The organism is Halomonas stenophila (genome assembly GCF_014192275.1).
GTDB lineage: Bacteria > Pseudomonadota > Gammaproteobacteria > Pseudomonadales > Halomonadaceae > Halomonas > Halomonas stenophila.
On sequence record NZ_JACHXR010000015.1, the window covers coordinates 1 to 20,052 of the forward strand.

At 69.4% G+C, this 20,052-nt stretch carries 19 protein-coding genes; 6 read left to right on the plus strand and 13 right to left on the minus strand.

The window, feature by feature from the left end; all coding sequences use genetic code 11:
- The 7 genes from FHR97_RS17780 to FHR97_RS17810 form a co-directional block, all read right to left on the minus strand.
- The coding region (locus FHR97_RS17780; protein ID WP_183385139.1) for an aldehyde dehydrogenase (NADP(+)) at positions 1 to 1,161 on the minus strand (1,161 nt) is incomplete at its 3' end.
- A gap of 14 nt (positions 1,162 to 1,175) precedes the next feature.
- Positions 1,176 to 2,174 carry an AraD1 family protein gene (araD1, locus tag FHR97_RS17785; protein ID WP_183385140.1) on the minus strand — a complete coding sequence of 333 codons (999 nt, stop codon included), beginning with the start codon at positions 2,172 to 2,174 and terminating at the stop codon, positions 1,176 to 1,178.
- Between the two features lie 8 nt (positions 2,175 to 2,182).
- Positions 2,183 to 3,355, minus strand: a complete 1,173-nt coding sequence (locus FHR97_RS17790) for an L-rhamnonate dehydratase (protein WP_183385141.1) — start codon at positions 3,353 to 3,355, stop codon at positions 2,183 to 2,185.
- Between the two features lie 39 nt (positions 3,356 to 3,394).
- Complete coding sequence (locus FHR97_RS17795) at positions 3,395 to 4,426, minus strand: 4-hydroxythreonine-4-phosphate dehydrogenase PdxA (protein ID WP_183385142.1); 1,032 nt, start codon at positions 4,424 to 4,426, stop codon at positions 3,395 to 3,397.
- A 12-nt stretch (positions 4,427 to 4,438) separates the two neighbouring features.
- A complete protein-coding gene (locus FHR97_RS17800) occupies positions 4,439 to 5,719 on the minus strand; it encodes a TRAP transporter large permease (protein WP_183385143.1) in 1,281 nt (426 codons plus the stop codon).
- The gene (locus FHR97_RS17805) at positions 5,716 to 6,270 is read right to left on the minus strand and encodes a TRAP transporter small permease (protein WP_183385144.1); all 555 of its coding nucleotides are present in this window, start codon (positions 6,268 to 6,270) and stop codon (positions 5,716 to 5,718) included. Before FHR97_RS17805 ends, FHR97_RS17800 begins: the two co-directional genes overlap by 4 nt.
- A 69-nt stretch (positions 6,271 to 6,339) precedes the next feature.
- Positions 6,340 to 7,314 (minus strand): TRAP transporter substrate-binding protein, encoded by a 975-nt coding sequence (locus FHR97_RS17810; protein ID WP_183385145.1) that lies wholly within the window; start codon positions 7,312 to 7,314, stop codon positions 6,340 to 6,342.
- A gap of 216 nt (positions 7,315 to 7,530) precedes the next feature.
- Here FHR97_RS17810 and FHR97_RS20555 point away from each other — a divergent pair, with 216 nt between their 5' ends.
- On the plus strand, positions 7,531 to 8,259 hold the full coding sequence (locus tag FHR97_RS20555; RefSeq protein WP_183385146.1) for a FadR/GntR family transcriptional regulator: 729 nt from the start codon (positions 7,531 to 7,533) through the stop codon (positions 8,257 to 8,259).
- 12 nt (positions 8,260 to 8,271) lie between these two features.
- Here FHR97_RS20555 and FHR97_RS17820 read toward each other — a convergent pair whose 3' ends face one another.
- The 5 genes from FHR97_RS17820 to FHR97_RS17840 form a co-directional block, all read right to left on the minus strand.
- Entirely contained in the window at positions 8,272 to 9,165 is an 894-nt protein-coding gene (locus FHR97_RS17820) for an N-acetylmuramoyl-L-alanine amidase (RefSeq protein ID WP_183385147.1), read from the minus strand.
- 4 nt (positions 9,166 to 9,169) lie between these two features.
- The gene (locus FHR97_RS17825) at positions 9,170 to 9,913 is read right to left on the minus strand and encodes a DUF3307 domain-containing protein (RefSeq protein ID WP_183385148.1); all 744 of its coding nucleotides are present in this window, start codon (positions 9,911 to 9,913) and stop codon (positions 9,170 to 9,172) included.
- Positions 9,910 to 10,554 (minus strand): hypothetical protein, encoded by a 645-nt coding sequence (locus FHR97_RS17830; RefSeq protein ID WP_183385149.1) that lies wholly within the window; start codon positions 10,552 to 10,554, stop codon positions 9,910 to 9,912. Before FHR97_RS17830 ends, FHR97_RS17825 begins: the two co-directional genes overlap by 4 nt.
- Before the next feature lie 129 nt (positions 10,555 to 10,683).
- The gene (locus FHR97_RS17835) at positions 10,684 to 11,421 is read right to left on the minus strand and encodes a DUF72 domain-containing protein (protein WP_183385150.1); all 738 of its coding nucleotides are present in this window, start codon (positions 11,419 to 11,421) and stop codon (positions 10,684 to 10,686) included.
- 120 nt (positions 11,422 to 11,541) lie between these two features.
- Positions 11,542 to 12,420 (minus strand): NAD(P)-dependent oxidoreductase, encoded by an 879-nt coding sequence (locus FHR97_RS17840; protein WP_183385151.1) that lies wholly within the window; start codon positions 12,418 to 12,420, stop codon positions 11,542 to 11,544.
- A 489-nt stretch (positions 12,421 to 12,909) separates the two neighbouring features.
- On the opposite strand from FHR97_RS17840, the gene FHR97_RS17845 reads away from it, so the two are divergent.
- The 3 genes from FHR97_RS17845 to FHR97_RS17855 are packed head-to-tail and all read left to right on the plus strand — an operon-like array spanning position 12,910 to position 16,112.
- Positions 12,910 to 13,545 (plus strand): LysE family translocator, encoded by a 636-nt coding sequence (locus FHR97_RS17845; RefSeq protein ID WP_183385152.1) that lies wholly within the window; start codon positions 12,910 to 12,912, stop codon positions 13,543 to 13,545.
- 15 nt (positions 13,546 to 13,560) lie between these two features.
- On the plus strand, positions 13,561 to 13,692 hold the full coding sequence (locus tag FHR97_RS20560; RefSeq protein ID WP_281380507.1) for a hypothetical protein: 132 nt from the start codon (positions 13,561 to 13,563) through the stop codon (positions 13,690 to 13,692).
- 56 nt (positions 13,693 to 13,748) lie between these two features.
- A complete protein-coding gene (locus tag FHR97_RS17855; protein ID WP_183385153.1) occupies positions 13,749 to 16,112 on the plus strand; it encodes a DNA polymerase II in 2,364 nt (787 codons plus the stop codon).
- 22 nt (positions 16,113 to 16,134) lie between these two features.
- Here FHR97_RS17855 and FHR97_RS17860 read toward each other — a convergent pair whose 3' ends face one another.
- A complete protein-coding gene (locus FHR97_RS17860) occupies positions 16,135 to 17,922 on the minus strand; it encodes an ABC transporter transmembrane domain-containing protein (protein WP_183385154.1) in 1,788 nt (595 codons plus the stop codon).
- A 137-nt stretch (positions 17,923 to 18,059) separates the two neighbouring features.
- Here FHR97_RS17860 and trxC point away from each other — a divergent pair, with 137 nt between their 5' ends.
- Positions 18,060 to 18,509, plus strand: coding sequence for a thioredoxin TrxC (gene trxC / locus FHR97_RS17865; RefSeq protein ID WP_183385155.1), 450 nt, complete (start codon positions 18,060 to 18,062; stop codon positions 18,507 to 18,509).
- Between the two features lie 108 nt (positions 18,510 to 18,617).
- Positions 18,618 to 19,949: an erythromycin esterase family protein gene (locus tag FHR97_RS17870; protein WP_183385156.1), complete on the plus strand. Its 1,332-nt coding sequence runs from the start codon at positions 18,618 to 18,620 to the stop codon at positions 19,947 to 19,949.
- Positions 19,950 to 20,052 lie beyond the last annotated feature (103 nt).

A 20,052-nucleotide genomic window follows, 5' to 3' on the forward strand; every position in this document is an offset into this window, starting at 1 on the left:
CTCACGCAGGAAGTCCTCGGCCGAGGCCACGAACAGCCCGGCCTGGCAGGCGTGGGGGCCCTCGCCGGCCGGGCCGCGGGCCACCTCGCGGGCCTGGTGGCTTTGAATGAGGCCATCGACGCCCTGGGTGTAGGCCGCATGGATGCCCGGGGTCAGCATGGTCTGGGCCGCGGCGCCCGTCACCGCCTCGCCGGCGGCGGCCACGAAGGCATCGAGGCCCTCGCCCTTGACGCCGATCACCAGCCCGGGGTTGGTGCAGAACTGGCCGGCGCCCAGGGTCAGCGAGGCGACGAAGGCCTCGCCGAGTGCCTGCCCACGAGCCTTCAGGGCTTCGGGCAGCAGAAATACCGGGTTGATCGAGCTCATCTCGGCGTAGACCGGGATCGGCTCGGGGCGCTCCTGGGCCGCCTTCAGCAGCGCCGTGCCGCCGCCGCGCGAGCCGGTGAAGCCCACCGCCTTGATGCGCGAATCGCGCACCAGCGCCTGGCCCACCTCGCGGCCGGCGCCGTAGAGCAGCGAGAACACGCCCTCGGGCAGCTCGCACTGGGCCACGGCGCGCTGCACGGCGCGGCCCACCAGCTCGGAGGTGCCGGGGTGGGCGGCGTGCGCCTTGACCACCACCGGGCAGCCGGCGGCCAGCGCCGAGGCGGTGTCGCCGCCGGCCACCGAGAAGGCCAGCGGGAAGTTGCTGGCGCCGAACACCGCCACCGGGCCCAGGGCGATATGGCGCTGGCGCAGGTCGACCCGCGGCATCGGCGCCCGCTCCGGCAGGGCCGGGTCGAGGCGCACGTCGAGCCACTCGCCGGCGCGCACGACATTGGCGAACAGGCGCAGCTGGCCGCAGGTACGGCCGCGCTCGCCCTCCAGCCGCGCCCGGGGCAGGCCGGACTCGGCCATGGCGCGCTCAATCAGGTCATCGCCGATGGCTTCGATCTCCTCGGCCACGGTCTCCAGGAAACGGGCGCGTTCCTCGAGACCGCTCTCCCGGTAGGTCGCGAAGGCCGCCCAGGCCAGCTCGCACGCTTTCTCGACCTCGGGCTTGCCGCCCGCGGCATAGGCCGGGGACAGGGTCTCGCCGGTGGCGGGGTCGATGGCGTGAATGGCGGCGCCGTCGCTGGTCACGGCCTGCTGGCCGATGAGTTGCTTGCCTTCCAGGGTCATGGAACCTCCTGAGGTCACAGGGAATGAACGGGGGTATCGGCGGCCTCGGACTCGAACGCCAGCGGGTTGCGCAGCGTCCGGCCGAAGGCCGGCAGACTGATCTCGAAGCGATCGCCGTCGCGGGGCTGGATGCCGTCGGCGAAGCTCAGCGTCGCGGTGCCGAAGAAGTGCACGTGGACGTCGCCGGGGCGCCGGAAGCCGGGGTACTTGAAGTGATGGTGCTCGAGGTTGGCCAGGCTGTGGGCCATGTTGGCCTCGCCGGTGAGAAAGGGCTTCTCCCACAGGGGCTCGCCGTCGCGCACGATGCGGCTGGTGCCCTCCAGGTGCTCCGGCAGCTCGCCGATCAGCAGCTCCGGGCCGAAGCTGCAGTGGCGCAGCTTGGAGTGGGCCAGCCACAGGTAGTTGAAGCGCTCGGTGACGTGATCGGAGAGTTCGTTGCCGATGGCGTAGCCGACCCGCCAGGGCTGGCCGTCGTCGCCGATCACGTAGAGTCCGGCGAGCTCCGGCTCCTCGCCGGCGTCCGCGGCGAAGGCCGGCACCGGCAGCGGCGCCTCGGGAGCCACCACGCAGTCGCCGTCGCCCTTGTAGAACCACTCCGGCTGGGCGCCGGTCTCGCCGGCGGCGGGCTTGCCGCCCTCGACGCCGAGCCGGAACATGCGCATCGAGTCGGTCAGCTCGGCCTCGTCGGCCTGCGCCTGTCGTTGAGACGGGGCGTGCATCGCCGAGCGGGTGTCGGCGCTGCCCAGATGGGTCAGGCCGGTGCCGGTCACGAGACAGTGGGCCGGGTCGGCATGGGTCAGCGGCGGCAGCAGGCGCCGCTCGTCGACCAGTTGGGGGTAGTCGAGGCGCGTCTCGGTCAGCGCCGTTTCGACCACCTCGGCCAGCGACCGGCCGTCGGCGATGGCGCGGCGGGCCAGGGTGTAGGTGTCGGCCTCCAGCAGGCGGACCGTGCGTTCGTCTTCCACCAGCGCGGCCAGCACCTGGCCCTGATGTTTACATTGGATCAGTCGCATGCTCGGCCTCACTCGATGATATGGAACTGGTCGAAGTAGTCATCGTTGAGCGACAGGCCGAGACCCGGCTCGTCGTCGTCGAGGTCGATGAAGCCGTTCTCTGGCTCGGGGTCGCCCTTGAACAGGTAGTAGAAGAGCTCGTTGCCGATCTCCACGTCGTGGACCGGGAAGAACTCGGACATCGGCGAGGCCAGGGTCGACATGGTCAGGTGGTAGTTGTGCATCTGCCCGGCGTGCGGGATCACCGGCACGCTGAACGACTCGGCGATGGCGTTGATCTTGCGCGCCGCGGTGATGCCACCGACTCGGTTAGTGTCGTACTGCACCACCGAGACGGCGCGTTTCTCGAGCAACTGGCGGAAGCCGTAGTGGGTGAACTCGTGCTCGCCACCGGAGATCGGGATGCTGGTCAGCCGGTTCAGTTCCGCGTAGCCGTCGATGTCGTCGGCCAGCACCGGCTCCTCCAGCCAGCGCGGCTGATAGCGCTCCAAACGCGGCAGCATGCGCTTGGCGTACTCCAGGTTCCAACCCATGTAGCACTCGAGCATCAGGTCGAGGTCCTCGCCGATCACCTCGCGCACCGCGGCGACGCTGTCGAGGTTGGCGCGCATGCCGGCCGGGCCGTCCTTGGGCCCATAGCCGAAGCGCATCTTCATCGCCGTGAAGCCCTGGTCGAGGTAGGACTGGGCCTCCTCCTGCATACTCTTGAGGTCGGTGCGGTACAGCTTGGAGGCATAGCAGGGGATCCTCTCCTTGGTGCGCCCGCCGAGCAGCTTGAACACCGGCTTACCTACCGCCTTGCCCATGACGTCCCAGATCGCGATGTCGACCCCGGATATGGCCGCCATGCCGATGCCCTTGCGACCCCAGGCATGAGTGGCGCGGTACATGCGCTGCCACAGGTACTCGTAGTCGAAGGGATCCTGGTTGATCACCAACGGCGCCAGATACTGGTCGATGATCGCCTTGGCAATCCGCGGCGCCAGGGCGACGTTGCCCAGGCCCACCAGGCCGGTGTCGGTCTCGATCTCGACCGTGGTCCAGCCATGGAAGCGGAAGGTGCCCATGGAATCGCCCCTGTCCCACAGCTCGTCCATGGCGTTGGAGCAGAAGTGGGGGGTGGGGGGCACGGTGTGGCCCTTCCATTCGAAGACGCGGGTTCTGACCTGGGTGATCTTCATGTGTTGGTTTCCTTGCAGGCGTGTGGATGCGTGGTGTAGTCAGGCGCTGGTGGCGGTCTCGAGACGCCGGTGTCTCAGGTTCTCGCCCATGCGGCAGGCGATGGTGAAGGCGCTGCGGGTCGGGCCCACGTCCGCCTTGCCCTGACCGGCGATGTCGAAGGCGGTGCCGTGGGCGGGGGTGGTGATGGGAATCGACAGGCCACCCTGGACGGTGACGCCCTGCTTGAAGCCCAGCAGCTTGATCGCGATCTGGCCCTGGTCGTGATACATGGTGACGATGGCGTCGTACTCGCCGTCCTTGGCTTTGAGGAAGATGGTGTCGGCGGGGAAGGGGCCGGCGACGGGGTAGCCCTGGGCCTGGCACGCCTTGACGGCGGGCTCGATGACCTCGATTTCCTCGCGGCCACAGGTGCCGCCCTCTCCGCCATGGGGATTGAAGGCCGCCACGGCGACGCGCGGTGCCTCGATGCCGGCCAGTTTCAGTGAGTCGTAGATCAGCCGACTGGCGGCGACGATGCGCTCCTCGGTCACGTAGCTCGCAGCGTCCTTGAGCGGGATGTGGGAGGAGATGCGCGAGGTCCAGAGGCTGCCCAGGGTATTGAACTCGCAGAAATAGCCCGTCACCCCGAGCTTCTCGGCGAAGAAGTGCAGTTCGTCCTCGTGGGCCAGGCCGCCCTTCTTCATCGACAGCTTGTTGAGCGGGGCGAAACAGATGGCGTCGACCTCGCCGGCCTGGGCGGCCTCCAGGCAGCGGGTCAGCACGGCCAGCACCGAGGCGCCGCCGGCGGCGGTCTCCTCGGCGACGCCGACCGCGCCCTCGGCGACGCTGTCGACCGGCAGGAAGACCGGCTCGTCGTGGCGACGGGCGGCCGCGAAGTCCTCGACCTCGGGTAGCCGGTGGGTCAGGCCGGCCACCCGCTGGCCCTCCTGCCACAGCCAGCGATCCCCGACCAGTACCGTGTGCACGTTCTCGAACAGCGCCGGCTCGGCGAGCAGTCGGGCGATCAGCTCCGGGCCGACACCGGCGGGGTCACCCAGGGTAACGGCTATGAGGGGGCGTGAATCGGTCATGGGAACTCCGTATCAATAGAAGAGGTTGACCAGCGTCATAGGGATGGCCGGGACATAGGTGACCAGCATCAGCACCACGAACAGAACCAGGATCATCGGCAGGTTGGTCTTGGTGGTTTCCCACATATCGGTCTTGGCGATGGAGCAGGAGGTGGCCAGCACCGAGGCGACCGGCGGCGTCTGCTGTCCGATGGCCAGGTTGAGGGTCAGGATCAGGCCGAAGTGGATCGGGTCGATGCCGATCTGCTGGACCAACGGCATCACGATGGGGACGACCAGGATGATGGCGGCGGCCCCGTGCAGGAACATGCCCAGCAGCAGTAGCAGGATGTTGAGCAGCGCCAGCACCAAAACCGGATTCTCGGTAATCGCGGTGATTTCGCTGGCCAACTGCTGGGGCAGCTGCATCTCGGTCAGGAAGAGACCGAGGACGGCGGAGGTGGCCACCAGCAGCATCACCACCGCGGTCTGGATGACACCCTCGATCACCGCGCGATAGAGGATCTTGACGTTCAGTTCGCGGTAGACGAGGCCCCCGATCAGCAGGGCGGCGAGCACAGCGATGCCGGCACCCTCGGTGGCGGTGACAAAGCCACCGAAGATCCCGCCGAGGATGATCACTGGCAGCAGCAGTGCCCAGAAGGCTTCCCTGAATGCCTTGCGCAGGGTGCCCAGCGAGAAGGAGTCCTCTCGGGGCAGGTCATACTTCACCGCATAGTAGTAGCAGGCGCCGGCCAGACCGGCGGCGCCGATCAGCCCGGGCACGATGCCGGCGACGAACAGCTTGACGATGGAGGTGTCGGCGATGGCCCCGTACAGGATCATCGATAGCGACGGCGGAATGATGATCGCCAACGACGCCGAGGACGAGGTGATGGCCGCCGAGAAGTTGGGGTTGTACTTGCGCCGTTTCATCTCCGGGATCAGCACCGAGCCGGTAGCCGCCACGTCGGCGACGGCCGAGCCGGAGATCTCGGCGAAGAACAGCGAGACCCCGACATTGACCATCGCCAACCCGCCTCGCACGAAGCCGACGATGGCGGTGACCAGGTTGATCAGGCGCACGGAGATGCCCGAGGTGTTCATCAGTGCCCCGGCGAAGATGAACAGCGGAATGGCGATCAGGGGGAACTTGGTGGCACCGTTGAACAGCGTCAGCGGCACATTGACCAAGGCGTCGGCCCCCATGTTCAGGTAGACGCCGACCACGCCCACCACGCCGATGGCAACGGCGATGGGCACGTTGATCAATACCAGGGCGAAGAGGGCGGCGATGATGATCAGGAGTGTCATGCGCGGTGCTCCTTGAGGTCTTCCTCGGCTTGCCGGATGGCGGCTTCGATTTCTTCCGACTCACTGTTCACACCGCCGCGCATCTTGCGCCAGGCCATGGGCATGCTGAGCAGTTCACAGAGGATGAACAGCACGGCGCTGATCGGGATCACCGACTGGGTGACATCGAGCCCGATCCACGGCAGGGATACCAGGCTGTCCCAGGCGAGGATGTCGAGGACGAGGTAGCCGTAGTAGGCAATGACCAGGAAGAAGCCGATCACGATCACTTCCGAGAGGATGAACAGGGTGGCGCGAAGGGCTGCCGGCGCGCGGCTGACCAGGCCGGGAAAGCCCATATGGGTCCGCTTGAGGGCGGCCAGGTTCGCCCCGTAGAAGCTCAGCCATGCCAGACCGATGGAGGCGACCTCGTCATACCAGGAGAACGAGTTGCCCACCATGCGAAAGCCCACTGCGGCGATGACAATGGTGGTCAACGCCAGGAGGAGGAACACGGTCAGCACCTCCAGCAGCCGTTCCAGCAGCAGATTGACACGGGCCAGTGAGCTCATGGCGTGGACCTCCTGCGATCTCGTGGGAAAGGGCGCCTCGACGGCGCCCGAACGGGATGACATCTTGCGTTACTCCTCGGCCAGTGCCATGGCGCGGTCGACGAGTTCCTGGCCTCCCTCTACCTGTTCGGCGAACTCTGCATAGACGGGGTTGCTGGCCTCGACGAAGGCATCTCGATCCACCCGATTGACCTCCATGCCTTCCCCGCGCATGTCCTCGAGGAGCGAGTCATCGAGTTCCGCGCCCTTGGCCAGTGCCCAGCCCTGGGTCTCCGCGGCGACCTCGGCGATGGCGGTGCGCACGTCCTCGGGGAGCTTCTCCCAGCCGCCCTTGCCGGCGGTCAGCCAGATCGGCGAATAGACGTGGTTGGACAGCGACAGATAGTCCTGCACCTCCTGGAACTTGGCTCCATTGATATTGCTGAGCGGGTTCTCCTGGCCATCGACCACGCCGGTCTGCAGGCCGACGAAGACCTCGGAGAAGGCCATGGGGGTCGGGTTGGCGCCCCAGGTCTCGAACATCAGGGTGCGCCACTCGCTCTGCGGCGTGCGGATCTTCAGGCCCTCCAGGTCGGCCGGGGCGTTGATCGGCCTCTCGCTGTTGGTGATGTGGCGAAAGCCGTTTTCCCAGGTGGAAATGATGTTCAACCCTTTCTCGTCGGCGTTCTGGGCCAGGTCCTGCATCACGATCTCGCGATCGATGCGCTTCAGGTGGTCACGGTCCTTGACCAGGAACGGCATGTCGAACAGGGCGAACTCGGGGGAGACGGAGGACATGATCGAGGAGATGGCGGCGAGGTCCACGGTGCCCAGTCGCAGCTTCTGGATGAGCTGTCGTTCGTCACCCAGTTGGCCACTGTGGTAGTACTCCACCTGGTGGGCGTCGCCGAGGCGTTCCTGCAGGCGATCGCTGAACTCCTGAGCGGTCTGTCCTTGCAGGCTGTTGGGCGTGCCGCCGATCGCGAAGACGATCTTGTCCGCCTGAGCGTTCGTCGAGGCCACGGCGAGGGTGAGGGCGGAAAGACCGAGCAGCTTCTTGAGCATGATGCACTCCTTGTTGTAATCGATGGTGACTTACTGGTCTGGTGGTTGGTTGACCATACCAGTAGGGTCAGAAGTTAGTTGCCCGTGTGAGAATCCGTCAAGGGAAGACCCTGGATTTGCGACTTTCGTCGTAACGAATGGATGGGGCATCTAGCGCCTGTAGTCTTTCTGGTCTAGAGTATAGACCAGTTACGCTAGAGCTAGAGGAATGGCGCCATGGACAATCCGGTATTCGCCTTCGAGAAGACACTCAAGAATCGCACCAAGAAGGACATCCTGGCCGACAAGCTGATCGATATGATCCTTACCGGCCTGCTGCGGGATGGGGACGAACTGCCCAGTGAACGCGAACTGGCCCAGCTGTTCGGCGTCAGCCGGGAGACCGTGCGCGGGGCCCTGTCGCAGCTTGCCGCCTATGGCCTGATCAGCGTTTCCCATGGCAGCAAGACGCGCATCCGTGCCGACGACGAGGCGCTGAGCCGCTTTCGTGCCGCGCACCCGGAAAGCGCCACCCCCGAGATGAACCGCTTCGACGTGGACAGCGTGTTCGAGAGCCGCATCGTGGTGGAAGCCGCCATCGCCCGGCGGGCCGCCATCAACATCGATGCCAAGGGGATCGATGACCTGGAACGCCTGCTCGAAGCGCAGAGCCGGTTATTCGACTCGCCGGTGCACTTCCAGCTCTCCGACCAGAACTTCCACAAGCTGATCTCGGAGTATGCCGGCAACGAGATCCTGCTGCGCTATGCCGAGGAGCTCTACGCCTATGGCCTGAACATCCGCCGCCAGGTCATGGTGGAGGAGGGCGCCATCGAGCGCAGCTACCATGAGCATCGACATATCGTCGAAGCATTGAAACGCGGCGACCCCGACGCTGCCGAGCGCGCCATGCTCGCCCACCTCGACAGCGTCTATCGCACCACCAGGGAGAAGATCGCCGGCTGAGGCGGATCTCGTTCAACCCTCGAGGTCGGCGGAAGTCTTGTCCAACTGCTCGAGCGCTTCGGGCCGGTACTGCTCGAGCAGCGCCCAGAGCCGCGCGGCGGTGTCGAGATCCGGTTCGCCGCGATAGTCGGTGGGCCGGTAGCGCATCTGGAAGGCCCGCAAGGCCCCGCGGGTCTCGGCATCCAGGCTGCCGTCGGGCGTCACCGCATAGCCCCAGGCGGCCAGCGCTCGCTGCAGGGTGGCAAGCGCCGGGGGGCGGTCGGCCAGCGCCCGGCGATGGCGGGCGACGCGGACCGCGTCCGGCCAGGTGCCGATGCCGGCGGCGAAGAGCCGGCGCCAGGGAAAGGCGGGGCCCGGGTCGATCTTGCGGGTGGGGGCGATCTCGGCGTGGGACAGGATATCGGTGGCGGCGATGTCGTGGCGGGCGATCAGGTCGCGCAGCAGCGGGATCAGCGCCGCGATCTGGGCGTCGGGGAAGGGCGCCCAGCGGACCGGCTCGCCGGCCTCGAGCGCGGTGAAGGAGCGGCTGGGCCCGGGGTTGACGATCTCGATGCCGATCGAGGTGTCGTTGAGGTGATGGTGGCCCGCCCAGGCGCTGGCGCCGGCATGCCAGGCGCGCCGCGACTCCGCCACCAGCCGGTAGACCAGCGGTTTCCCGCGGTGATGGCGTGCCGGCCGGGGCAGCAGGTAGTGGGCGCTGACCCGCGGGCCGGTCAGGATGGCCAGGGACTCGACCTCGTCGGCGTCGGTGTAGTGGAGGACCAGGTGGTGCACCCGGCTGGAGTGCGACGAGGCCACGTGGCGGGTGTCGACCGCATAGCCGGCCTGGGGGGTGATGCCCCCCTGGCGGGCGCAGCCGCCCATCGCCAGGCCCAGCAGCAGCACGATCAGCAGGCGCGCGGGCATGGCCTCAGCCTCCCCAGGGCGTGGAGCGCACCAGCAGGCCGAGGGCCAGGGTGGCCGACACGCTGAGCAGGGTGCCCAGCAGCACGTATTCGGTGAGCTTGCGGTCGCGATGCTCGCGGAGGTCGCCGAAGCGCAGCACCGACTTGGCCGTCAGCAGGAAGCCCACGGCGGTCAGCTCGTCCAGCAGCACCAGGGTCAGCACCAGGAAACGCTCGAGCATGCCGATGCGGGCCCCGGCCGCGACCAGGGTGCCGGGGTCGCTGACCTCGTCGCTCCAGGGGCGCATGGCCAGGGCGATGGCGATGGCCATCGGCCGGGTCACCAGCAGGTAGGCGCCGGCCAGGGTCAGTGTCTGAGGGCTGGCCAGCCACGCCGCGATCTCGGCCAGCGGCCGCAGGCTGCCCAGCCAGGCGAGCCACAGCCCGAGCAGCACCGCCAGGTGCAGCAACTGGTCGAGCAGGAACCAGCGCAGGCGGCGTGGGTCCAGGTGCGCCTTGCCCAGGTCGATCAGCGCATGGCTGGTGGCCACCAGCAGGGCGCCGGCCAGGGCGAGGGCCGGTTCGCTCCCGGCGATGCCGAGCACCAGCAGTACCAGCAGGCCATGCAGTCCGGCGTGCAGGTAGAGGGCCCGCGAGCGTCGCTTGTGGCGCTGTCGCGAGTCGACCCAGCGTCGCGGCTGGAGCAGGAAGTCGCCGCTCAGGTGGGCCAGCAGCAGGCCCAGCAGGGTCGCCAGTTCCGGGGCGGTCATGGGGCGGGGCCCTCCGTGGCCAGGCGGTGTCGGAAGAAGTCGAGGGTGTCGGCCAGCAGCGCCCAGCGGGCGGTGCGCAGGCGCTTGTGCACGCTGGGCTGGCGGATGCCCAGGCGCTCGGCCATGGCCTGCTGGGATTCATCATGCCACAGGCTCAGGCAGGCGATCTCGGCGGAGTAGCGGGACCAGCCATCGACCAGCTCGTCGACATAGCGGACCAGCAGGGCCAGGGCCGCGTCCCGGGGCGTGCCGGGGCGGGTCAGGGCCAGGTGCGCCGACCCCTCGGCCAGCGCATCCAGGGCTCGGCCGGAGGCCACGAACACCGGGCCGTCGGCGGAGGCCAGGGCCCGGTCGGCCTGCCAGGCGTCGCTGCCCACCGCCATCGCGACCCGGGCATCCCAGCGCCGCTCGTCGGAGTGCATGATCAGCGCGGCGCGCAGGGCCACGGCGGCATCCAGGGCCGCCCCGGCCGTGGGCAGGGCCAGCTGGAAGCCATCCCCCCGGTAGCGCTCGAAGCGGCCGCCATAATGGTCGGCCAGGCGGCCCAGGGCGGCATCGAGCACCCGGTAGAGGGCCGGGGTGTCGGCGATCCGACGCGACGCGATGACGTCGCCGGTCAGCACGGCGATGGGCTGCCGCATGGGGCGCTCTCCGGTCGAGGATCTCGCCTCCATGATAGCTATAAATGGCTATTTTTTCACTTTATATCCAATAATGGCTATAAAATATCAATATAGATCATGTGGGCTATCAAGGTCGGCGTGCCAGGGCTAGCCCGGAGAGCGGCGGTCCAGGTAGCGACGCAGCTGGCGGGCGTTGGCCACGGCGTGCCCGGCGGCGTCGTTGTTGAAGTAGGCGTAGACATCCGTGCCATCGTCGAGCAGGGCGCGGAGCCGTCTGGCCTGGGCGGTGAGGTACTGGGGCGAGTAGCTGCCGCGGTAGTGATCGCCGTGGAAGCGCAGGTAGGTCCAGTCGGCGGTGAGCCGCCGGGGGTGGTCGGGGAGCATGTCGTGCCAGCACAGGGCGGCGCGATGTGCCTCCAGCACCCGATAGACCGCCTCGCACCACCAGGAGGCGTCGCGAACCTCGATCGCCCAGCGATAGCCGGGCGGTGCCGCCGCCAGGAAGGCCGCCAGCCGCCCGGCATCGACCCGCCAGCGCCCCGGCAGCTGGACCAGGATCGGCCCGAGCCGGTCGCCCAGCGGGGCCAACCGTTCCAGGAAGTGGCCGATGGTCGCCTCCGGCTCCTTGAGCTTCTTCATGTGGCTGCCGTAGCGGCTGAACTTGACGGCATAGCGAAACCCCGCCGGTACGCTGTCGCGCCAGGTCCGGAAGGTGGCCTCGCCGGGCAGCCGGTAGAAGGTATTGTTGATCTCCACACTCGCGAAGTGCTCGGCATAGTGGGCGAGCCAGCGCTCCCGGGGCAGGGCGCCCGGGTAGAAGACACCCCGCCAGTGGTCGTACTGGTACCCCGAGGTGCCGATATGCGCGCGTCCCGATGCCTGCATGCCGCTCCCCCACGCCCTCGCCGGTGGATGGGAAGGGGAGGGCGCAGGGGAAGGATGGCCCTTATCGTTCCGTGTCGCCAGGCGGCGGCCGCACGCTGTCCGGGTCGCCCGGGCGTGCCCTCAGGGCTTGCGGTAGGCCTCGACCAGGCTCGCCGGGTCCGCATCGGCGTGGCCGCGGCCGGCATGGCCGCGCATCAGTTGGGCGGCCAGGGCGCTCATCGGGGTGGCGCTGGTGACCCGCCCGCTCTGGGCCACGGCCATGTCCAGGTCCTTGAGCAGGGTGCGCAGGTGCCAGGGGGGCGTGGCGAAGTCGCTGGCGGCCATGCGCGGGGTCAGGATACGAAAGGGTCTGGAGTCGGCGAAGCCGCCGGCGAGCGCCTCGGTGAGCCGGTGGGCGTCGACCCCGCTGGCCTCGGCCAGGGCCACCATCTCGGCGATCACCGCCGCCTGGCAGCCGACGATCATCTGGTTGCACACCTTGGTCACCTGCCCGCTGCCCACCGGGCCCATATGGGTCATCCGGGCGGCCAGGGGGGCGAGCAGGGGCCGCACGGCCTCGACATCCTCCGGGTCACCGCCGCACATGACGGCCAACGCCCCGGCCTCGGCGCCGGCCACGCCGCCGGAGACCGGGGCATCCACCCAGGGCACGCCGTGCTCGGCCGCCAGGCGGGCGGCGAAGCGACGGGTGGCCTCGGGGTCGCTGCTGGAGAGATCGACCAGCCGCTGGCCGGCGCGGGCATGGGCCGCCACGCCGTCCTCGCCGAACACCACCGCCTCGACGACCGCGGTATTGGCCAGGCACAAGAGGATCACGTCGACGTCGGCCACCAGCTCACCGATGGAACCGGCCACCCGGGCACCGGCCGCGGCCACTCCCGCGGTCTTGTCCGGGGAGCGGTTCCAGACGCTGACGTCGAAGCCGGCGGCCAGCAGGCGGCGGGTCATGGGGTCGCCCATCAGGCCGATGCCGATGATGCCGAGACGAGGGTGGGACATGGGGGCTCTCCGCAGGGTCGGGAAAGCCCACAGCATGCTTGATGGAAGGGATTTCCATCAAGTCTGGCCGGCGCTCGATGCCCCGCCATGATGCAGTGCGGCATCCAGGCGGATCGCGATGGTGCGGCCTACCGTCGCCGGCGCGAGGCGACATCTCACCGGGATATCATCAGGAATAGCTTAAATAGCTGATATTGAATGAAAGCCAGAAAAAGTGGCACGACGCTTGTAAGGAGATGGGCAAGGGTGGCCGGCCACACCGGGGAGGCGGCAAGCGCCGCTGGCTCCCCGCCGGTCACCGGGCCGTCCGGCGTGGTTCACTGCACGGCGGACGACATCACCAGTGAGCTGGCGTGCTCCACCTGGCCTCCTTCGGGAGGCCTTTTTTATGGCTGCCGATGGGGCCTGTCGGGCCATGGCTGGCTGGACGGCGGCGCGGCCATCGCCTAGCGTAAGTGGTTCCCCTCGTCTCGCGAAGCCCCGCATGCCATGTTGACCTATTCCCTGGCCCACTGGATGGCCTTCCTCTCCACGGCGGTCCTGCTGAACCTGTCCCCGGGGCCCGACATGGCCTTCATCCTCGGCCAGACGGCGCGCCATGGCCGCCGCGGTGGCGTGGCCGCCATGCTCGGCGTGTGGAGCGGTGCCGGTCTGCACGTGGCCATGGCGGCGTTCGGGCTCTCGGCGATCCTGGCCACCTCGGCGCTGGCCTTCTCGCTGGTCAAGTGGGTCGGCGCCGCCTACCTCGTCTGGCTGGGACTCCAGGCCCTGCTGGCACGTCCCGGGGCCGCCGAGGCCCCGCCCACCGGCGTCGCCCCCGGGGCGCGCACGATCTATCGCCAGGGCATCCTGGTCTCGCTGCTCAATCCCAAGGTGGCGGTCTTCTTCCTGGCCTTCCTGCCCCAGTTCGTGGTGCCGGCGGCGGGCCCGGCCAGCCTCCAACTGGCCTTCCACGGCCTGCTGATCATCGCCGTGGCCGCCGTCATCGAGCCGCCGCTGGTGCTGGCCGGTGCCAGGCTGGCCGGGGCGCTGCGCGGCCGGCATCGCCTGGGGACCTGGCTGGAGAAGGGGCTGGGGGCGGTGTTCGTGTCCCTGGGGGTGCGTCTGGCCCTGAGTGAACGCTGACGCCGTGGAGGGGACATGCGACTCGGGAGACGCTCCGAGCCGCATCTGGAGCACTTCGCCGGCACCCGGGTCGTCGCCAATCCCGGCGGCTACCCGGACGAGTTCGCCCCGCCGCTGTTCAGGCCCGAGCTGGTGATCGAGGTGTGAGGCGGGGCGGGCGCCGGTAAGATCGAGGCGTCGAGGGCAGCGGGCGAGGAACGGCGGTGGAGTCACGACAGGGGTTCATCCTGACCCGGCACTGGCAGGACACGCCCGAGGGCATCGAGGTCGCGTTCTGGCTGGCGACCGACGCCGGCCCGCTCAGGGTGCGCCTGCCGCCCCGGCCGTCGGTGGCCTTCCTGCCGGCGGAGCAGCGCGAGCGGGTGGCGGCCGTCCTGCGCGACGCGCCGGACGCCGAGCTGCGGCCGCTGTCGCTCCGCGACTTCCAGCGGCGCCCGGTGCTAGGGCTCTACTGCCGGCAGCACCGCCGGCTGATTGCCCTGGAGCGCCGCCTGAAGGACGCCGGCGTGGTGGTCTACGAGGCCGATATCCGCCCGCCGGAGCGCTACCTGATGGAGCGCTTTATCACCGCGCCGGTGTGGGTGGCCGGTGAGCCGGATAGCGAAGGTGGCCTGGCCGAGGCCCGCCTCCAGCCGGCGCCGGACTATCGCCCCCGACTGCGTACGGTCTCCCTGGATATCGAGACCAGCGAACACGGCGAGCTCTTCTCCATCGCGCTGGAGGGCTGCGGCCAGCGCCAGGTCTATATGCTGGGGCCGGCCACTGGCCACGACCGGGAACTCGACTTCGACCTCTCCTATTGCGACAGCCGCGCCGAGCTGCTCGAGCGGCTCAACGCCTGGTTCGCCGAATACGACCCGGACGCCATCATCGGCTGGAACCTGGTGCAGTTCGACCTGCGGATCCTCCACGAGCATGCCCGGCGCTGCGGCGTGGTGCTGCGGCTGGGCCGCGGCGGCCAAGCGCTGGAGTGGCGTGCCCAGGGCCACCAGACCAACCGCTACCTGGCCTCGGCGGCCGGGCGGCTGGTCATCGACGGCATCGAGGCGCTGCGCTCGGCCACCTGGAGTTTCCCCTCCTTCAGCCTGGAGAGCGTGGCCCAGGCGCTGCTCGGCGAGGGCAAGGCCATCGACAATCCCTACCAGCGCCTGGAGGAGATCCTGTGCATGTTCGCCGAGGACAAGCCGGCGCTGGCGCGCTACAACCTCAAGGACTGCGAACTGGTGACGCGGATCTTCGAGAAGGCCGAGCTGCTGGCCTTCCTGCTCGAGCGGGCCTGCGTGACGGGCCTGCCCGCCGACCGCAGCGGCGGGTCGGTGGCGGCCTTCACTCACCGCTACCTGCCGCCCATGCATCGCCTGGGCTTCGTGGCGCCCAACCTGGGCGAGGGGCGGGTGGCCGAGAGTCCGGGCGGTTTCGTCATGGACTCCCGGCCCGGACTCTACGACTCGGTGCTGGTGCTCGACTTCAAGAGCCTCTATCCCGCGATCATCCGCAGTTTCCTGATCGATCCGGTGGGGCTGGTGGAGGGGCTCGTCGATCCCTCCGACGAGGCCTCGGTGCCGGGCTTCGAGGAGGCGCGCTTCTCGCGCACCCGCCACGCCCTGCCGGCCATCGTCGAGCGGGTCTGGGCCGGCCGGGAGGCGGCCAAGGCCGCCGGCAACGCGCCGCTCGCTCAGGCGCTGAAGATCATCATGAACAGCTTCTACGGGGTGCTGGGCTCGAGGGGCTGTCGCTTCTTCGATGCGCGCCTGGCCTCGTCGATCACCCTGCGCGGCCACGCCATCATGCGCCGCACCCGGGCGCTGATCGAGGCCGAGGGATATACCGTTATCTACGGCGATACCGACCCCACCTTCGTCTGGCTCGGCGGCACGCATCCCGAGGCGCAGGCGGCGGCGATCGGCCGCCGGCTGGTGGCTAAGGTGAATGACTGGTGGCGGGCGCACCTGGCCGACGAGTACGGCCTGCAGAGCGCGCTGGAGCTGCAGTTCGAGACCCATTACCGCCGCTTCTTGATGCCCACCATCCGTGGTGCCGAGGCGGGCAGCAAGAAGCGCTATGCCGGGCTGGTGCGGGACGCGGAGGGAGAGGAGCGGGTGGTCTTCAAGGGCCTGGAAGCCGTGCGCAGCGACTGGACGCCCCTGGCCAAGGAGTTCCAGCAGGAGCTCTTTCGGCGCATCTTCATCGGCGAGCCCTACCGGGACTTCGTGCGCGACTATGTGCGTCGCACCCTGTCCGGCGACTTCGACGACCGGCTGGTCTATCGCAAGCGCCTGCGCCGGCGGCTCTCCGACTACCGGCGCAACGTGCCGCCCCATGTGCGGGCCGGCCGGCTCGCCGACGCGGTCAACGACCGGCGGGGGCGGCCGCGCCAGTACCAGCAGGGCGGCTGGATCCGCTACGTGATGACGGTGGCCGGGCCGGAGCCCCTGGAGCGCCGGCGCTCGGCCATCGACACCGACCACTACCTGAACCACCAGCTGCGGCCGGTGGCGGATGCCATCCTGCCCTTCGTGGGCGACGACTTCGCGGCCCTGATCGATCGCCAGCTCGGCCTGTTCTGAGCCGGCGTCCGGCCCGGTCGCCTCAGGCGCCGGCGGCCCTGGTCCCTGGCGGCGGGCCGAACTGCAGGTCGGCCAGCCGTCGGTAGAGGGGGCTCGAGGCGAGCAGCTCGTCGTGGCGTCCGGCCGCCACCAGCCGTCCCTCGTCCATCACCAGCAGGCGATCGGCGGCCACCACCGTGGCCAGGCGATGGGCGATGACCACGCTGGTGCGGTCGGCCATCAGTCGGTCCAGGGCCTGCTGGACCAGCCGCTCGCTCTCGGCGTCCAGTGCGCTGGTGGCCTCGTCGAGCAGCAGCACGGCGGGTGACTTGAGCAGGGCCCGGGCGATGGCCAGGCGCTGGCGCTGGCCGCCGGAGAGCTGCACCCCGCCCGGGCCCAGGGGCGTGTCGAGGCCCTGGGGCAGCGTCTCGAGGAAGTCCAGGGCATTGGCATCGCGGGCGGCCTGGCGCAGCTCTTCGTCGCTGGCGTCCGGCTTGCCGAAGCGCAGGTTCTCGGCGGCGGAACCGGTGAACAGCACCGGCTCCTGGGCCACCAGGCCGATCATCGCGCGCAGCGCATGCGGGTCGAGGTCGCGGAGGTCGATGCCGTCCAGGGTCAGCCGACCGTGGTCGGGGTCGTGGAAGCGCAGCAGCAGGGCGAGCAGGGTGCTCTTGCCGGCCCCGGAGGGGCCGACCAGGGCGATCCGCTCGCCGGGCTGGATCGTCAGGTCCAGCCCGGCCAGCGCCGGGCGTTCCCGGCCCGGGTAGGTGAAGTCCACCGCCTCGAGGCGGATCGCGCCGGCGATCGGCCGGGGCAGGGGGATGGGCGTCGGCGGGGCGGCGATCCGTGGCCGGGTGTCCCAAAGCTCCAGCAGGCGCTCGGCGGCCCCGGCGGCGCGCTGCACGTCGCCGGCCACCTCGGCCAGGGTGGCCACGGCCCCGGCGACCAGCACGGCGTAGAAGATGAAGGCCGAGAGCTCCCCGGCGGTGAGGTCGCCGGCGAGGACCGCCCGGCCACCCTGCCACAGCATCACGCCCACCGCGCCGAACACCACCAGCAGGGCGGCCCCGGTCAGCCAGGCCCGCTGGCGGCTGCGCGCCATCGCCGTGTCAAAGGCCTCCTCGACACGACGGCCGTAGTCGCGGCGGTCGGCCTCCTCGTGGTTGAAGGCCTGGATGGTGCGAATCCCCGACAGGGCCTCGCCGGCGTAGCGGCCCAGCTCCGCCACCCGGTCCTGGCTATGGCGCGAGAGGCGGCGCACCCGGCGCCCGTACCAGAGGATCGGGGCCAGGGTGGCGGGAATCCCCAGCAGCACCAGCGCCGAGAGCCAGGGCTGGGTCACCAGCATCAGGCCCGCGGCGCCGATCAGCAGCAGCAGGTTGCGCAGGGCCAGCGATACCGAGGACCCGAACAGACTCTGCAGCACGGTGGTGTCCGCCGTCAGCCGCGAGGCGATCTCGCCGGCGCCGCGCTCGTCCTCCTGCGCGCTCTCGAAGAAGCCGGGCTCGAGGTCGAGCAGGCGGTCGAAGACGCGGCGGCGCAGGTCGGCGGCCAGCCGCTCGCCGATCCAGGTCACCAGGTAGTAGCGCAGGGCGGAGGCGCCGGCCAGCACCGCCACCACGGCGATCATGCCCATCAGGGTCTGGTTGAGCTGCCGGGCATCGCGGGCCAGGAAGCCCTGGTCGATGACCAGGCGCAGGCCCTGGCCGAGCAGCAGCACGCAGCCGGCCGCCACCAGCAGGGCGAGTCCCGCCAGCAGCAGCCGTGCGCGGTAGGGGCGCAGCAGCCCCAGCAGGCGCAGCAGGACACGCGGATCAGACCTTGGACCCATGGGGTTCTCCGGGAGCGGTTGGAGCGGGCGTCTCTCACGGCACGTTACCAGCCCACCGGCGAGGCTGCATGGGCTTGATGGGGGACCGCCGAGCGGCCATAGTCGTCGGCAGTGATCCCTGCCCGCGGAGCCGCATGATGCCCGAATCCCTCGTCCTGGGGTGTGCCCACTGTGCCGCCCTGAACCGCGTCGACGCCGGCCGCCTGGCGGCCGGTCCCCGCTGCGGCAAGTGCAAGCTGCCGCTGTTCTCCGGCGAACCCGTCGAGCTGACCGGCGCCAACTTCCATGCCCTGGTGGGGCGCAGCGAGCTGCCGGTGGTGGTGGACTTCTGGGCCAGCTGGTGCGGCCCCTGCAAGACGATGGCGCCGATCTTCGCCGAGGCGGCCCGGGAGCTCGAGCCGCGCATGCGCTTCGCCAAGCTCGACACCGAGGCCGAGCAGGGGCTCGCCGCCCGCTTCGGCATCCGCAGTATCCCCACCCTGATCGTGTTCCGGGGCGGCCAGGAGGCGGCGCGCCAGCCGGGGCTGCTGCAGGGGCCGCAGCTGCGGCAATGGCTGATGCCGCACCTGGCCGGTGAGCCGGGGTGAACGGCGTCACGCCCCCGCGATAGGGAACCGGGCCGACGTCGACCGGCCCGGGCGGGGCGGTGGGGCTAGACTGATGGGTAAGGCTGTCAGCGTCCGGAGGGGCTTCTCGTGGAAACGTCGCTTGCCTGTGTGCGTCGGCTCGCCACGCGGCTCGACGAGCGTCCCGCCGACTATGATGCACTGCTCGAGCGGGTGGGCAGTCGGCCCTTCGTGCTGCTCGGCGAGGCCAGCCACGGCACCGCCGAGTTCTATCGCCTGCGCGGCGAGATCACTCGCCGGCTGATCGAGGAGCGTGACTTCGAGGCGGTGCTGGTCGAGGCCGACTGGCCCGACGCCCTGCGCCTCAACCGTTACGTGCGCGGCGATCGTCGGGACTCGCTGCAGCAGGCCTTCGACGATTTCCAGCGCTTCCCCCAGTGGATGTGGCGCAACGAGCAGGTCCGCGACTTCATCGCCTGGCTGGCCGACCATCATGCCGCCTCGACGCCCGGCTCCGACCGGCGCCCGGTGGGCTTCCATGGCATGGACCTCTACAGCCTGCACCGCAGTGCGGATGCAGTCATCGCCTATCTGGAGGGCGTCGACCCCGACCAGGCCGCCCTCGCCCGGCGGGGCTATGCCTGCCTGGATCACCGCGGCGATCCCTTCCACTACGGGCGCAACGTCGCCTTCGGTCTGACCCCCTCCTGCGAGCAGGCGTCCATTCGGCTGTTGCTCGACCTGCTGCACAAGGCACCGGCCTATCTCCGAGCCGATGGCCGGCGAGCCGCCGACGAGCAGTTCTTCGCCGAGCAGAACGCCCGGGTGGTGGTCAATGCCGAGGAATACTATCGCGCCATGTTCGGCTCCCGGGTCGATACCTGGAACCTGCGCGATGGCCACATGACCGAGACCCTGGCGGCCCTGCATGCCCACCTGCGTTGCCAGGGCGGCCAGGGCAAGATCGTGGTCTGGGCGCACAATTCCCACCTGGGCGACGCCAGGGCCACCGAGATGCACTGGGCTCGCGGGCAGCACAACATCGGTCAGCTGGCCCGCCAGCGGTTCGGCGTCGACCGGGTACTGCTGGTCGGCTTTACCACCCATACCGGTCGTGTCGCCGCCGCCAACGAGTGGGACGGCCCGGTCGAGCGTCGTTGGGTTCGCCCGTCCCGTGAGGACAGCGTCGAGGGATTGTTCCACCAGAGCGGACTGGATCGCTTTTACCTGCCGCTCGTCAGTCCGGATGCCGAGCCGCTCGAGGAGCGACGCCTGCAGCGGGCCATCGGCGTGATCTATCGCCCCGACACGGAACGGGCCAGCCACTACTTCCATGCCTGTCTGGCCCGGCAGTTCGATGCCGTCTTCCATCTCGACGAGACGACGGCTGTGACCCCCTTCGAGACCGGCGGCCCCTGGGACAAGGAAGACATGCCTGAGACCTATCCCTTCGGGGTCTGAGCCAGCGGGAGCAGGGGATGGCCAGGAAGAATGGCCTGCTGGAACTGACCCTGCCCAAGCAGAGCCAGGCCAACCGTCGCAGGGTCGAGGTCAAGTCGCCTCG